This window comes from Bacillus sp. 3G2 (assembly GCF_044324725.1).
In the GTDB taxonomy this organism is placed as follows: Bacteria; Bacillota; Bacilli; order Bacillales; family Bacillaceae_G; genus Bacillus_A; species Bacillus_A mobilis.
On record NZ_CP172246.1, the window covers coordinates 1,367,564 to 1,381,385 of the forward strand.

Annotated in this window: 15 protein-coding genes and 1 pseudogene; 7 read left to right on the forward strand and 9 right to left on the reverse strand. The window is 34.7% G+C overall.

Features of this window, described 5'->3' with window-relative positions; translation table 11 throughout:
- Positions 1-3: 3 nt before the first annotated feature.
- From dltD to ACHZK0_RS06995, 5 genes are all read right to left on the reverse strand, one after another.
- A complete protein-coding gene (gene dltD, locus ACHZK0_RS06975) occupies positions 4-1,179 on the reverse strand; it encodes a D-alanyl-lipoteichoic acid biosynthesis protein DltD (RefSeq protein ID WP_262741071.1) in 1,176 nt (391 codons plus the stop codon).
- Entirely contained in the window at positions 1,176-1,415 is a 240-nt protein-coding gene (gene dltC, locus ACHZK0_RS06980; RefSeq protein ID WP_000807310.1) for a D-alanine--poly(phosphoribitol) ligase subunit DltC, read from the reverse strand. Before dltC ends, dltD begins: the two co-directional genes overlap by 4 nt.
- 68 nt (positions 1,416-1,483) lie before the next feature.
- A complete protein-coding gene (gene dltB / locus ACHZK0_RS06985; RefSeq protein WP_262741072.1) occupies positions 1,484-2,650 on the reverse strand; it encodes a D-alanyl-lipoteichoic acid biosynthesis protein DltB in 1,167 nt (388 codons plus the stop codon).
- The gene (gene dltA, locus ACHZK0_RS06990) at positions 2,647-4,161 is read right to left on the reverse strand and encodes a D-alanine--poly(phosphoribitol) ligase subunit DltA (RefSeq protein WP_000770523.1); all 1,515 of its coding nucleotides are present in this window, start codon (positions 4,159-4,161) and stop codon (positions 2,647-2,649) included. The genes dltB and dltA overlap by 4 nt, the downstream gene beginning before the upstream one ends.
- 12 nt (positions 4,162-4,173) lie before the next feature.
- Positions 4,174-4,320, reverse strand: coding sequence for a teichoic acid D-Ala incorporation-associated protein DltX (locus ACHZK0_RS06995; protein WP_000440293.1), 147 nt, complete (start codon positions 4,318-4,320; stop codon positions 4,174-4,176).
- Between the two features lie 337 nt (positions 4,321-4,657).
- Here ACHZK0_RS06995 and amaA point away from each other — a divergent pair, with 337 nt between their 5' ends.
- From amaA to ACHZK0_RS07020, 5 genes are all read left to right on the forward strand, one after another.
- Positions 4,658-5,827: an N-acyl-aliphatic-L-amino acid amidohydrolase gene (amaA, locus tag ACHZK0_RS07000; protein WP_262741074.1), complete on the forward strand. Its 1,170-nt coding sequence runs from the start codon at positions 4,658-4,660 to the stop codon at positions 5,825-5,827.
- Positions 5,828-6,052: 225 nt separating this feature from the next.
- Positions 6,053-6,229, forward strand: coding sequence for a hypothetical protein (locus ACHZK0_RS07005; RefSeq protein ID WP_262741075.1), 177 nt, complete (start codon positions 6,053-6,055; stop codon positions 6,227-6,229).
- On the forward strand, positions 6,222-6,668 hold the full coding sequence (locus ACHZK0_RS07010; protein WP_000041146.1) for a flavodoxin: 447 nt from the start codon (positions 6,222-6,224) through the stop codon (positions 6,666-6,668). Before ACHZK0_RS07005 ends, ACHZK0_RS07010 begins: the two co-directional genes overlap by 8 nt.
- Before the next feature lie 24 nt (positions 6,669-6,692).
- Positions 6,693-7,466 (forward strand): hypothetical protein, encoded by a 774-nt coding sequence (locus ACHZK0_RS07015; protein WP_395761367.1) that lies wholly within the window; start codon positions 6,693-6,695, stop codon positions 7,464-7,466.
- Positions 7,467-7,564: 98 nt separating this feature from the next.
- Positions 7,565-7,726, forward strand: coding sequence for a hypothetical protein (locus ACHZK0_RS07020; RefSeq protein WP_016088745.1), 162 nt, complete (start codon positions 7,565-7,567; stop codon positions 7,724-7,726).
- Positions 7,727-7,728: 2 nt separating this feature from the next.
- Here ACHZK0_RS07020 and ACHZK0_RS07025 read toward each other — a convergent pair whose 3' ends face one another.
- Positions 7,729-8,631 (reverse strand): aminoglycoside phosphotransferase family protein, encoded by a 903-nt coding sequence (locus ACHZK0_RS07025; RefSeq protein WP_262741078.1) that lies wholly within the window; start codon positions 8,629-8,631, stop codon positions 7,729-7,731.
- A gap of 105 nt (positions 8,632-8,736) precedes the next feature.
- Between ACHZK0_RS07025 and ACHZK0_RS07030 the strand changes: the two are divergent.
- A pseudogene (locus ACHZK0_RS07030) lies at positions 8,737-9,012 on the forward strand (biotin transporter BioY); the annotation flags it as partial.
- Positions 9,013-9,125: 113 nt separating this feature from the next.
- Here ACHZK0_RS07030 and ACHZK0_RS07035 read toward each other — a convergent pair.
- A complete protein-coding gene (locus tag ACHZK0_RS07035) occupies positions 9,126-10,556 on the reverse strand; it encodes an IS4 family transposase (RefSeq protein ID WP_395761698.1) in 1,431 nt (476 codons plus the stop codon).
- A gap of 346 nt (positions 10,557-10,902) precedes the next feature.
- Positions 10,903-11,457, reverse strand: a complete 555-nt coding sequence (locus ACHZK0_RS07040) for a cysteine hydrolase family protein (RefSeq protein WP_377818853.1) — start codon at positions 11,455-11,457, stop codon at positions 10,903-10,905.
- A 156-nt stretch (positions 11,458-11,613) separates the two neighbouring features.
- On the opposite strand from ACHZK0_RS07040, the gene ACHZK0_RS07045 reads away from it, so the two are divergent.
- Entirely contained in the window at positions 11,614-12,030 is a 417-nt protein-coding gene (locus ACHZK0_RS07045) for an Lrp/AsnC family transcriptional regulator (RefSeq protein ID WP_395761368.1), read from the forward strand.
- 302 nt (positions 12,031-12,332) lie between these two features.
- Here the strand turns inward: ACHZK0_RS07045 and ACHZK0_RS07050 are convergent, their stop codons facing one another.
- Positions 12,333-13,766 carry an IS4 family transposase gene (locus tag ACHZK0_RS07050; RefSeq protein ID WP_395761369.1) on the reverse strand — a complete coding sequence of 478 codons (1,434 nt, stop codon included), beginning with the start codon at positions 13,764-13,766 and terminating at the stop codon, positions 12,333-12,335.
- Positions 13,767-13,822 lie beyond the last annotated feature (56 nt).

Below are 13,822 nucleotides of genomic sequence, written 5' to 3' on the forward strand. Positions count from 1 at the left end.
TCATTAGTTTGCTTTATAAAATTGTTGGATGGCTTCATCGATATAAACCCAGCCTTTCCAACCTAAGTGCATATGATCTTTTAAGAAGTATTTATCATACTCATGATTTGAGAAGTCGGCAATTGGATAGCCAGCTTTCTCAATTTGCTCATGAACTTTCTTGTAGTATAATTCGCGACGTTCTTTCGGGAAGCCAGCGTAATCGTACCAAGGACCTTTTACAGGAACAGAAATGAAGAGTGGTTTTGCACCAGATTGTTTTAATAAATCAAGTACAATTTGTAAATCTTCATATTCTGGCGATTGATCATAAGCATCATTTTTTAAGTAGCCTTCACGTTGCTTTAACTTCTTCTTAATCTTGCTGTTGAAGTAATCATCTTCGATACCGTATTCGTTAGAACCTGATTCTACTGCACCAGTTTGATCTGCATGTTTACGAGCTTCTTCCCAATTCATTTGTTTTAATGAAGGGTCAAGTTTTTCTTTATGCGGTTTAATATCAAACATTGCTGTAAATAAATCTTTACGATCTAAAATGTTACGATAAATATAAGCGAAAGGTTTAGCAGCAAGTGCTTTTACTTTATGCTTTGTATCATCATAAACGATACCTTCAAGCGAAATTTTTAGTAAAGTTTCTTTCTTAACAATCTCAAAGTTTAATAAACGTTTTGCAATTTGCTTTTTCATTTCAGGCTTTAAGTCATTATTGAAAAGCAAGTGATAGCCTTGTTGTTTCGAAAAGTTAGGTGCAAAGTGTGTTTCATCAATACCTTGTGGTACAAACCATTGAGGAGAAAGAACGAATACCATTTTCTTATCCTTCAATTGATCCATTGTAGATGCAAAGTTTAACACATGTACAAGGTCTTGTGTTCCTCCGCGTCCAAGAAGGAATGGTGTGAACCCTTCAGGCTTTACTTTGAAATAATTTGATGGATGGAAAGCATCCATACGTGCAAATTCCGATGAACCGTACATCGGAAGGTATTTCGGGTCTGCTAACATCTTTTGCTGTAAAATCATACTTTGAATCTTTTCTTCTTTTAAAGAAGTGGCAGCTTGTTCTACTTTTTCATCACTTAAAAGTGGAAGTAGGAAGCGCGTTGGAATAAGTAAGAATACAGCAAAAAGGGCCAATGCTAAAAGCATCGGACCAAATTTTGCTTTGTTCATCGGATTTCTTCCAACTTCTTAATAACCATGTTTGGTGTAGCCCACTCGTCACGGTCAAAATCAGAAATAGAAACTTCAATATCTAAACGCTCTTGGAATTCAACTAATAAAGATACTACAGCGAAAGAATCAAGAATACCTTCTTCAAATAATTGAACATCTAAGTTTTCTTTCACAATATCGTTTTCACATACTTCTTCTAAAATATCTAATACTTGCTCTTTGAATTCTGCCATTTTTAAAATCTCCTTTATATCCGAAATATATTATATGTGCAACTTCTTATTAGTATAAGAAGGGTGCATTAAAAGTATCTGTTAAGGTGTCCAGAGAAAATTAGGAAACCGAAACATACAACGTGGAACGTAATTACAATCGCAAGGATGTGTGTAAATTTATTGTTTGGCCAAAACTTATGCTTCTTGTTTTTTCGTTCAAAAATATCGAATAAAATAAACAGTGCGGCATGATAAAGACCATAAATAATGTATTGATACACATGCTCACCAGTAATATGCCAAATTCCCATGATGAAAAAGTTCAAAAATGCACCGATATAAGAAATTGTGTAACGGTTTTTAATTAACTTTTTCTTCGTTGCAAAAAAGACGAAACGCATGTAAATAAAATCACGGAACCAGAATGATAAACTCATGTGCCAGCGGTTCCAGAAGTCTTTAATATTACGACTAATGAACGGTTTATTAAAGTTTTCTGGCGTTTTAATACCCATCATATAACTCACACCAATTACAAATGAGCTATAACCAGCAAAGTCGAAGAATAAATATAAGCTATAGCTATACATGTAAATCATATTGGATAGGATTGTATCTTGCTGAGCAAATGCCGGATCCATAAAATATTGTTTTATTAAGTAAGCGATAATAAATTTATACAAGAAACCTTGGAAAATACGGTTTAATCCTGTATATAGTAAGTTTTGATACTCCTCAGCGCTAGGTGGCTTTTGAATATCTTTTTGGAATCTGCGGTAACGATCGATAGGTCCCGTTGAAATTGCTGGGAAGAATAAAACGAATTCCCAAAAATTAAAGAAGGAAAGTTCTTTAATTAAGCCATCGCGAACTTCAAATACCATTTGTACTGCTCTAAATGTTACATAGGACATTCCTAGAAATACAATAAACTTTAGATCAGGTGCAAACGGTGCGATTTTTGCTAAAATAAGTGGTAAAATCGATAAAATAACAGCTACACAAAAAGTGAGTGTACTATTCTTTTGTTTTCTTAATAATAAATAGCCTTTAATCAAGGCATATTGCCAAATAATAAATGCGGCTAACATAATTGCTTGCTTCGGTTTATCCGAGAAGATAATAGCAAGCATGACTAATGTTAAAACGGCATTATATTTACGCAACATTTTACCTTTTAATCCAGCTATGATAGTAGGTATTAATAAAATGCCCACTATAGCGAAAAAATAAAATGATCCATATGCGGTCATGCTGTAACCTCACTCAATAATTTTTTGCGATCTACCTTTCCATTTGGTGTCATTGGAATAGAAGATTGATACATGAATTTACGTGGAATCATGTAGTTTGGTAATCGCTCATTGAGTTCTTTTTTGATTGCAGATGTTAATTTGAATTCTTTTTCAAATGAATGTTCTCCAGGAACAACAACCGCTAATAAATAATCGTATTTCTCACCTTTTTTAATTGGAACGATAACTGCTCCTTCTACGTAAGAACACGCACGAAGGTGATGCTCAATTTCTTCTAATTCCATTCGATAACCATGCAGCTTAATTTGGAAATCAAGACGACCATTATAGAATAGAAGACCATTTTCAACATAGCCAGCATCGCCCGTTTTATAGGCGCGCTCACCGTCAATCATAGTAAATGCTTTTTCTGTTAATTCAGGGCTTCCTAAATATCCAACACTTACGCTTGGACCGACAATTACGATTTCACCTTTTTCACCATCAGGTGCGATCGTGCCATCTTCTTTCATAATAAGAAGGCGGCAGTCTGATTTACAGTAGCCAACTGGAAGTGATTTGTATTGATCAAGCACTTCTTCTGTAACGTGAATACCTGTTACAGCGACAGTAGCTTCTGTTGGACCGTACGTATTCATAATTGTCGCTTTCGGGAAACGCTCAATTAATTTTCTAGCCACTTCGTTTGGTAACACTTCACCGCAGAATAAGAATGTTTTCATGTTTGGAAGCATACTCTCAGAGAAAGATGCTTCCATTAAACACATTTCTGCGAAAGATGGTGTTGAAGTCCATACTTGTATATCCGATTGCTCTAAAGAAGCAAACAAGTCTTTTGGACGTGCAATCATATCTTTATCGATTGCCCAAAGTGTACCACCTGTTACTAATGATGGGTAAATATCCATGACAGATAAATCGAATGAGAAAGGTGCTTGGTTTAAGAATACTTGCCCTGTTTGTAAGTTGAAATCTTCTACAGCCCATTTTGTAAAGCTTACAAGGCAGTTATAAGTAATCTGAACCCCTTTCGGATTACCTGTGCTTCCTGATGTGTAAATAATGTAGAAGTTCTCATCACCTTTTACCGCATGTTCAGGATTTGGAGTTTTCCCTTTATGAGTAAAGAAAATATCTTTTAAGTTGTCTTCACTTACAATGCGAACTGGTAAATCAGTTACAGTTACTTCTGTTCCTGATAAAAGTAGTTTCGCACCAGAATTTTCAGCGATACGTTGTACACGATCAGCTGGGATAGATAAATCTACAGGAATATAAGCATGTCCAGCTTTTACACATCCTAAAAAGTTAATAATCATTTCAGGTTGCATATGGCCATACACCATAATTGGTGAACGATCATCTGGATACTCAGAAGAAATCCAATGTGCTAACGCATCAGAATCTTCCTTTAATTGTTTGTACGTAATTTTCGCATCTCGCCAAACAAAAGCAGTTTGATCAGGCGTTTCAATAGCCCACTTTTCAATTTGTTCTAATAACTTCATAACGTTCCCACCCTAGAATTCATTGTAAATAAATGTACTTGTGTTTGTATCATGGAATCCATACAACCAAAGTAATGCAAATAAAATTGCAAGGTAATAAACCGTCTTTGCAACCCATTGTGTGAGTGGTCGAGACCATATCTCTTTTAATCTTTCCATGTCTTTCCCTCTCTTAATGAAATAATAGCTCTTTGTAGGTATCATGTCCTACATTATTGTGAAAAACACAAAATTCCACATTTTAGGTAAAAATAAGTCAAAAGGCTCTTTTCTGATATTAGCACTAAATACTAAAAAAGAAAATCCCTAACTTAGCAATTATATTACATTCAGCATCAATTTGTAACGGGTTTGACATGTAAAAAGAAAGTGGATTGTGTGAATACATAAAAGTGGACTAAAAGAATACGTGAAAATATAAGATTTGTTACTTATTAATCGGTAGAGAGTGAACAAACTTTAAGTTTCTAAATCTTTTTAAAAGGAGGAAATTATCATGAATAGAGTGTGGAAGAGTCTTATTTCGGAAGAAAATATCGTGAAATGGAGAAGGCATTTCCATAAGTATCCGGAATTATCATTTCATGAAAAAGAAACTTCGCAATTTATATATGATACATTATGTTCATTTTCTTCTTTTGAAGTAACGAGACCGACGAAGTATAGTGTACTAGCAATTAAAAGAGGAACGGAACAAGGGAAAGTGATTGCGATTCGAGCTGATATAGATGCTTTACCAATTCAAGAGGAGACAAGGAAATCTTATACGTCTGTGAATAAAGGAATGATGCATGCATGTGGGCATGATGCTCACGCAGCTATTTTGTTAAGTACAGCAGAAGTGCTATCACATATAAAGGAAGATTTTGCAGGTGAGATTCGTCTCTTCTTTCAGCACGCAGAAGAGGTGTATCCTGGCGGCGGACAAGAAATGGTTGAGGCAGGTGTGATGGATGGTGTGGATTATGTAATAGGTTTACATGTTATGTCTGGACTTGAGAGCGGGAAGATAGGGATTGCGTATGGACCGATGATGGCAGCACCAGACGTATTTACAGTTGAAATTCAAGGGAAAGGAGGGCATGCGGCGAGGCCAGAAGAAACGATAGATCCTATTGCTATCGGAGCACAGATTATTACAAATTTACAACATATCGTATCAAGAAATACAAGTGCTTTCATGCAAAGAGTTGTTTCAGTTACGCAGTTTCATGGGGGAATGGCTGATAATATTATTCCTAGTGCAGCAACTTTAATGGGAACTGTTCGTTCATTTAATCAAGCGTTAAGGGTGGAAGCAGAAGAGAAAATTGAGAAAATCGTAAAAGGCATTATAAAGGCACATGGAGGGGAGTATACATATACGTATCGATATGGATATGATCCTGTTATTAATGATGAATATATTACGAAAGTAGTAGAAGAAAGTGCACTACATTTGTTTGGAAATGAAAGTGTCGTGAAGCTTGAACCTTCTATGGGAGGAGAAGATTTTTCAGCATATTTAAGAAAGGCACCGGGTTGCTTCATTAAGTTAGGAACCGGTAATGAAAAGATAGGTACTTGTTATCCGCATCATCATCCAAAATTTGATGTGGATGAATCAGCTTTAATTTATGGAGTGGAATTATTTCTAGAGACAGCGATAAGACTACTAAAATCATAAAAAGTATAAAAAAAGGCAACTGCGCTCTATCGCAGTTGCTTTTATTTCTTTCCGTCAGAGAGGGCTGAGAAAGAACTATGCTCATTTATAGTATATGAATAGCTAACGGACAAGCTTGTACATTTTCATCATTTTTTTAAAAATATTTATTGACATTGATAATCACTGTCAATTAATCTAAGGGTAGTTGAAATTGATAATTATTATCAATAGGATGGGTGCGACATGTTAATGAGAAAAAAATTTCACCTTCTGCGGAGGGGATTAAAAGATAAAAATAAAGATGTTGATCAGCATATGGAATGGCAAAGAAATGTAATTCGTTCTGAATATGTAGATGAGAAGGGTACACTTCCAACAGAAAAAGAGATACAAGGTAAAAGGAGAGATACAGTTGAGTAAGTTAGTAATGATTTTTGCAAGTATGAGTGGAAATACAGAGGAAATGGCTGATCATATTGCAGGTGCCATTCGTGAAACAGAAAATGAAATTGAAGTTATCGATATTATGGATTCACCAGAAGCTTCTATACTAGAACAGTATGATGGAATTATTTTAGGTGCTTACACTTGGGGAGATGGTGACCTTCCTGATGATTTCTTAGATTTTTATGACGCAATGGATTCTATTGATTTAACTGGGAAAAAAGCAGCAGTATTCGGATCATGTGATTCAGCTTATCCGAAATACGGCGTGGCGGTTGATATTTTAATAGAAAAGCTACAAGAGCGCGGAGCGGCAGTTGTGTTAGAAGGACTAAAAGTAGAATTAACGCCAGAAGATGAAGATGTAGAAAAATGTTTACAGTTTGGAGCTGAATTTGTAAAACACCTTTCTTAATGGCAGAAGGGAGATGAAGAGCAAGTGCATGAGAAAATCGCAATCAAAACGATGACAGATTATCATTTGTATGATTTTATGCGTTGTCCGCATAAATTTTATTTCCGTCATATAAAAAGAAGAGAACCTTCTTCGTTTGAATGGCAACAAATCGCACAAATGATTGTGAATCGAATTATTAACGAATATTACACACTACCTGCGGGCCAACAAACGAAAATCGTACTTTTAATATTAATAGAAAAGTATTGGAAAAAAGTAAGGATAGATATGTTTACTTCAAAGACGGAGTATTATATTGTGTTAGCGAAGTTAACGGATCATGTATTACAGTTTGTTGAAAGAGATGATAGTCAAACACCACCGTTATTTTTATATGAAAAATTTCAAACATATATGGAAGAGTTAGGTGTCCACATGTCATTGACATTAGAAGTTGGTGAGTGGAGTACTGAGTCGTTTGTAATTAAAAAGTATGTTGTCGATGCGGATGAGGAAATGCTTGTTCTTTGTCAAAAGTTAATAACAGTATTCAGTTATAAAGCTTTCGGCATTCTTCCCGGAAAAATTGAAGTTATTAATTTAATAGAAGGAACTAAGTACGAGTACGTTCCGAAACAGGAAGATATTATAACTGGAATGGCTGATTTATCTAGAATGAAAGCAATGTTGCAACAACCTGAGCATTATACAGAGCGTCATTTTCGTTCTGAGTGTCTGAGTTGTGCGTTTCGTAGGGAATGCCAAGGGGAAGAAGTAAAGAAAGAAGCGAAGCAGAAGAAAAATATCGTACATTAAAGGATGCAAATTTGCATCCTTTTTTGTTATTGACATGAAAAGCTTTTCATCATTTACCGTATATTTGTAGCAGATTTTAATAAAGGGAGGAATAATCAATGAAAGATGAAACGAAAGTATTTCAATGGTTAAAAGAACAGAACGCTCCTTTTGGAATTCAACTGCAAATTTTACAAGCATTTCAACTGTATCAAGTCATTGTTGAAATGGATAAAAAGTTAATGATGTATGAGGAGAGAGAGTATAGGGAGAGAATGTAATCTCATCCCTGTAGTATTACTTTCAGTTGTTCTGTACCCGCTAGGAATGCAAGTTCATTCTTTGTTTCAAAGCTATAAATAATATTATGTAGTAAAGGACTGTATTGATAAAAACTCGTGATGCGGTGAATGAGTAGTGGGTCATCGTGTGAAATAAGCGTACTGTATTGTTCATATACAGATGTAGTAAATTCACGTCCGAAATCATAATATAGCCCAGCAAAATCAAAAGCAGGATCGCCAATTTGAGCATCACCAAAATCGATAATCCCTGAAATATTTTTGTTCTGCTTATTAAATAAAATGTGATGATGTGTAAAATCAGCGTGAATAATTGTATTTTGAAAAGTGGTTGTATCGATAAAAGTAAAGAAATTTTCGAATAACCGATTTAAAGATGATTTCTGTAACGAAGTAAGACTATTAGTAACATACTGATTTAACTTAGTTTGTAGCTCTTTCCAGTAGGTAAGTGTTTTTTCAACAAGGAATCCTAACGTTTTCACATATTTTAAAGGAATACTATGTAGAGTCGCAAGGAAGGTAGCTAATTGTGCAATAAGTGCTTTCCGTTCTTGTTTTTCTAGTGTAGTAACTATTTTTGTTTTTAACGGTTCACCATGAATGAGGGTATAGTAACTACAAAGCGGAGTAGTATCAGCATCATTTTTATATAATAGGTGATACTTTGGAACCTCAATTTCATGTAGTGAACAAGAGAGAAGTGTGCATAGTTCTTTTTCTAACGGAATTCGCATTGCATATTCCTGTTTTCGAGGGAAACGAAACAGTAGCTCATCATTTACGATAACCGCTACATTATCCCACCCTTCTTCATTTTGTCTATAGGAATGTATAGAAAGATTAGGCAAAGCTTCTTTTATATATTGTTTGTAAGAGTGCATAATTGTTCCTCGTTTCTAAGTTAAGTTATCCTAGTTTATGATATCAGAATTTTCTTTCTATATATTAAAATATAACTATCATTATGAAGAGGGAGCGGGATTGTTATGAAGAAAAGAATATTAATTACTTCTTTATGTATCGCTTTTGGATTGTTTTGGTCATATAAAGAGGAGATTTTTGCTAACTATAAATCGATTAATCAGTACGAATTAAGTAAGGAATTAAAAAACAAAAGTATAGAAACTTTAACTCATAATGAAATGAAAAAGGTAGGAGAACATTTTGTGACAGAGCAATTATCTGTGTTTGAGTTTAATAATAAAGAAGATGTGAAACGAAAAGGTGAAGAAATATTTTTAAATAGAGGGTATGACCGCATGCCCATCAAGCTAACTAAGTAACTTACTAGATATGAAGCGATCCTTGTTTCAAAACTAGCAAGTAATAAAAAAGTAGGCATGCTAAAGAAGCCTATTAAAACGCGATTTTTTCGCTAGGCAGCTTGTCTATGCTTCAATGTCGTTTTATACACAATCCCTAGAATATCAAAGACGGTCATCTTCTTATGCCTATGACATTTACGACCGTTCTTTTTGAGTAGTTGATAAAGGCGATGCAGAATTTTTAAAAGTTCTTCTGTACCAAAAGCTATCGCTTGAAACAGTAACGGAAAGTAATCTTTAATCATATAAATTGCTTTGTATTCACTCAGCTCCTGCTTTTTCTTTTCAAGCAGAAACTGCCGCATTTGAAACATTGTAGAAGAACAAAGGAGAATGCTGATGAGTTGCCCATATAAATGGCACTCTAGGCGTTCTCTTTTTATACTTTTGCATTCATCGATTTCAAAGAATGACTTCCACGTTTTAAACAAAATTTCAATTTGCCACCGAAGTGAATATAATGAATGCACGTAGTTTGTCTCTACTTCTTCTAGCGACGTATTCGTGATATATACATTCATGCCCATTAAACGTTTACTTTTATCCTTCATGACAATGCCTTTCTTCTTTTCACGTATCGCTTGATTTTTCAGACGTGTTTGCGTTTGATCATCGGTTAAACGATGGATAATGACACGTGCTGGAAGTTTCTGATTCTGACCAATGTATGCCTCGGAGATTTCCATCGTTTCACCAGGGGTTAGACCAGACATCATTTGTGTCATATCAAGCTGAATGTATTCTGTTTGCTTTTTTAACGTGCCATTGTTGAAGAATTCTGGTTCAGGGTTCTTGATATAAATACGTGTATTCAACTTCAGCCGTGAGATATAGTAAGCCCCTTTATCATGAATGGTTTGTAAATCTCCTAAATCGAAGTAACCAAGATCACGTAAACACAAATCCCCTGCTTCTACGGTTTCAAGACAGATGGTACCATATGTTTTATCATTATTCTTTCCTGGTCCAAGCTGCACGTTAAGGAATTGACCACTAAGTAAATCATATTCCAATTGAATTTTCACGCCTGCCTTATTACTACTCCCACCTAAACCTTGATAGTCAGTGGCGAATTGATCAGGTAATTGAAACACTGTTGCATCTAGAATACGGATACGATTGAAGGTAGAGATTATATGTGCAGAAAGTGAGTGATTTGAGCAGAGTTTTTGTGTGAGAAGAGAAGTAAAGACTTCTCGAAGAAATGCGACAGCTGCTGGATTAAAGCGTTGATTCAGTCCTTCTGAGCTCATAAGTACCCCAGTGGAAGCTTCTAACTGACTGCACAATTGTGTAAGTGATGTGCTAGCAATTTCTTGACTGAGCCATACGCAAAGGGCAATGAGTTCGTTTGCTTGATACTTACTAGAACGCTGTACAAAGCCAACTTGTTTGGCGATATCTTGTAGTACTACTGGAGATAAAAAGTATTGTAGCTCTTGCGCGAAAAGATTCAGTTCATTTGAAATGATAGGATTCATCAAAAACGCCATCCTTTCTGTATATTTCTACAAAAAGAATAGCATTGTTTCATTTAAATGTGTTCTGTAAATAAACCTTGTTAAATTCATTTCAAAAAGTTTATGGAACTTTAATTCTGTTAACTAAAATAATGAGTGGCCCCAAAAGTAGTAATCTTTGCCGTACCCCTACAAGATTTTATGCAAAAAACAGGGAGACATAGGGAACAGTGGGGAGGCCAAAAGCCACGCTAGGATAGAAATATATAAAAAGATGTATAAGTGAATAAAAAGAGAAACAGGTAGATCCCTGATGAGAGTAAAGGATCCGCCTGTTTCCTCGTTACCAATAATGATATGTTATGTTTTATATAGTTGCTTTTTGTGTTAGGGCGTTTGATGTGGTTATTTCCGCATACACATTGTTTAAAGCACTAATAAAAGATCGATGTACCTGTTGGGCAGGAATAATGTTTTCTTGGAATGCTAAATCTTTTGTAGTACAAGCATTTTCTATAACAATACAGTGAAATCCTAAATCATTAGCAGCTCTTACAGTTGCATCTATACACATATGAGTCATCATTCCACATATAACAAGAGTATCAATATTTTCTTTTTGAAGAACTTTTAATAACTTAGTATCTCGGAAGCTATTTGGAAAATGTTTTTGTATCAAATATTCTTCTTCCAATGGTCTTACTTCTTGATGAATTTTTGCTCCTTCAGTATTTGGAAGAAAAAAAGTAGCATTTTCTTTAGTTGAAATATGTTGGACATGGATAATAGGTCTGTTTTCGTCTCGGAAGAAATCTAAAACTTGTTTTGCATATTGTACAGTTTCTAATGGTTTACTTAACTCCATTTTTCCATTAGGAAAATAATCATTTTGAATATCAATTAATACTAAAGCTGGTTTCATTTTTCATCCCCCAATATTCTGAAAATTATTTTATAATTCTATTATAGGGAGATGAAGTGAAATTAGTAATATTCTCATGAAAGACTTTAGCTTCATATAATTTCATCGTGAAAGACTTTTGTTTCAAATAATTTCGTCGTGAAAGGAATTAATAATATGGTTGATTATACAGATATTAAGATACTGAATTTGTTAAAAGAAAATTCGAGGATACAGTGGAAAGATATTGGTAAAGAAACACATATGACTGGACAAGCTGTAAGGAATAGGATTAGAAAACTGGAGGAAGAAGGAATTATAAGGGCCTATACAATTTTATTAGATGAGATGAAATTAGGAAAATCTCATTTAGCCTTTATCACTATTTTTATGAAGACCAATGAACATTCTAGGTTTTTAGATTTTATTGCAACAAAAGATTCTATTGTAGAGGCTCATAAGATAAGTGGAGAAGGTTGCTATATATTGAAAGTTTTTTTAGAGTCACAGGGACAGTTAAATGATTTGTTAAATGAGATTCTTATATTTGGAAATTATCGCTTGAATTTATCAGTTAATAAAGTAAAAGGATAAAATAAGGAAAGAGATCATCTTTTAGGGATCTCACCACACCAAAATCAAGTTAAGAAATTCATTATTTCCTAAAACAACAAATGAACTGGATTTCCATAGACAACTATGAAGAAGATAAAATTTTCGTTTTGGGGATACCTCAAACTCTTAGCTGGATGGGTATGGGGTAGTACCCCATCGCTATCAAGCTAAGAAAATACAACTTCAATTATAGTAGAGCTTGTTTCTTTTTTTAAAGGCCAAGTGTAGGGAATTTAAAGATTTGCATGCGAAATAAACCCTATTGGGTTTCATTTTTTGAATTAGGCTGCTTGATTATCAGACAGGGTACAATTGTAGACGACACCTAATATATCAAAGACTGTTTTCTTCTCATACCGATGAGATTTCCGTCCGTTTTGCTGTAGGAGATTGAACAAGCGAAGTAACACCTTTGATAGCTCTTGGGTGTCTTTTTGAATAGTTTGGAATAGAAGAAGAAAATAATCTTTAATCATATATATTGCTTTATACTCACTCAGTTCTCGTTTTTTCTTCATGAGGAGTAATTGCCGCATTTGAAACATGATAGAAGAACAGAGTAGAATGGCAATCAATTGACCATATAAATGGCACTTCAATCGGTCTGATTTTATCTTTTTACAATGATGAATTTGAAAGAATGACTTCCACGTTTTAAATAAAATTTCGATTTGCCAACGCAAAGAATACCAGTCATGTACCTGTCCCATCGGGACAATATCTATAGGGGTGTTTGTCATATATACATTGATACCACTGAGTCGTTTACTACGAGGAGAATACTTCATTCCTTTCTTTTTTTCTCTTACAGCTTGATCTTGTAATCGTTTTTGTTGTTGTTGTTGTTTTGTTAATCGATGGACAATTACACGAGCTGGCACTTTATCAATCATTCCTACATAAGCATCAGCTATTTCACATGTTTGTCCTGGTTGAAGGGAGTTCATTACCGTCTCCATATCTATCTGTATATACTCTGTACCTTTCTTAATTCTTCCGTCTTGAAAATAATCAGGGTTAGGATTTTTTTGATAAATACGTGTATTCGATTTGATACGAGAGATATAGTAGGCCTCTTTATCTTGTATATATTGAAGGTCTTTTAAATGAAAATAACCTAAATCTCGGATACATAAATCATTCGCTGTCACAGTTGGGGCACACAGAGAGCCGTAAGTGCGATCATGTTGTTTGCCTGGGCCTGTATGAATATGTAGGAACTGTCCACTTAACAAATCATACTCAAGTTGAATTTTTATCCCAGCTGTATGGCTGCATCCTCCCGCACCTGGATAAACCGATGAAAATACATCGGGGAGTTGAAATGCAGTTGAATCTAAAATACGAATACGCTTGAAAACAGAAGTGTATGGAGAAGAAATCAGCATAGGTGCGGCCAATTTTTTGCTTAGTAGTTCGGCTAGTAGGTGCTGTAAAAGTTGGACGGCCGCCTTATTAAACCGTTGATTCAGTCCCTCAGGACTGATGAGTACTTCTGTTGATGCTTCTAAACAGCTAGATAATTGAGTTAAAGAAGTCATAGCTACATTTTGGCTCACCCATACACATAAAGCTACTAAACCTTTTGCTTGGTATTTACTGGTTCGTTGTACAAAACCAACATCTCTAGCAAAATCCCGTAAGGTATTTGGAGATAAAAAACTTTGAATCTCTTGAGCAAATAGTTGTAATTCGTCAGATACAGAAATAGACATACAAAAACGCCATCCTTTCCTATGATTCTACAGAAAGAATAACGTATTTTTTTCAT

Excerpts from the sequence above, each read along its gene's own strand:
- dltB (WP_262741072.1), bottom strand. The coding sequence starts at position 2,650 with ATGACCGCATATGGATCATTTTATTTTTTCGCTATAGTGGGCATTTTA.
- ACHZK0_RS07040 (WP_377818853.1), bottom strand. The coding sequence starts at position 11,457 with ATGAAACCAGCTTTAGTATTAATTGATATTCAAAATGATTATTTTCCT.
- dltD (WP_262741071.1), bottom strand. The coding sequence starts at position 1,179 with ATGAACAAAGCAAAATTTGGTCCGATGCTTTTAGCATTGGCCCTTTTT.
- amaA (WP_262741074.1), top strand. The coding sequence starts at position 4,658 with ATGAATAGAGTGTGGAAGAGTCTTATTTCGGAAGAAAATATCGTGAAA.
- ACHZK0_RS07025 (WP_262741078.1), bottom strand. The coding sequence starts at position 8,631 with ATGCACTCTTACAAACAATATATAAAAGAAGCTTTGCCTAATCTTTCT.
- dltC (WP_000807310.1), bottom strand. The coding sequence starts at position 1,415 with ATGGCAGAATTCAAAGAGCAAGTATTAGATATTTTAGAAGAAGTATGT.
- dltA (WP_000770523.1), bottom strand. The coding sequence starts at position 4,161 with ATGAAGTTATTAGAACAAATTGAAAAGTGGGCTATTGAAACGCCTGAT.
- ACHZK0_RS06995 (WP_000440293.1), bottom strand. The coding sequence starts at position 4,320 with ATGGAAAGATTAAAAGAGATATGGTCTCGACCACTCACACAATGGGTT.
- ACHZK0_RS07050 (WP_395761369.1), bottom strand. The coding sequence starts at position 13,766 with ATGTCTATTTCTGTATCTGACGAATTACAACTATTTGCTCAAGAGATT.
- ACHZK0_RS07005 (WP_262741075.1), top strand. The coding sequence starts at position 6,053 with ATGTTAATGAGAAAAAAATTTCACCTTCTGCGGAGGGGATTAAAAGAT.
- ACHZK0_RS07020 (WP_016088745.1), top strand. The coding sequence starts at position 7,565 with ATGAAAGATGAAACGAAAGTATTTCAATGGTTAAAAGAACAGAACGCT.
- ACHZK0_RS07035 (WP_395761698.1), bottom strand. The coding sequence starts at position 10,556 with ATGAATCCTATCATTTCAAATGAACTGAATCTTTTCGCGCAAGAGCTA.
- ACHZK0_RS07045 (WP_395761368.1), top strand. The coding sequence starts at position 11,614 with ATGGTTGATTATACAGATATTAAGATACTGAATTTGTTAAAAGAAAAT.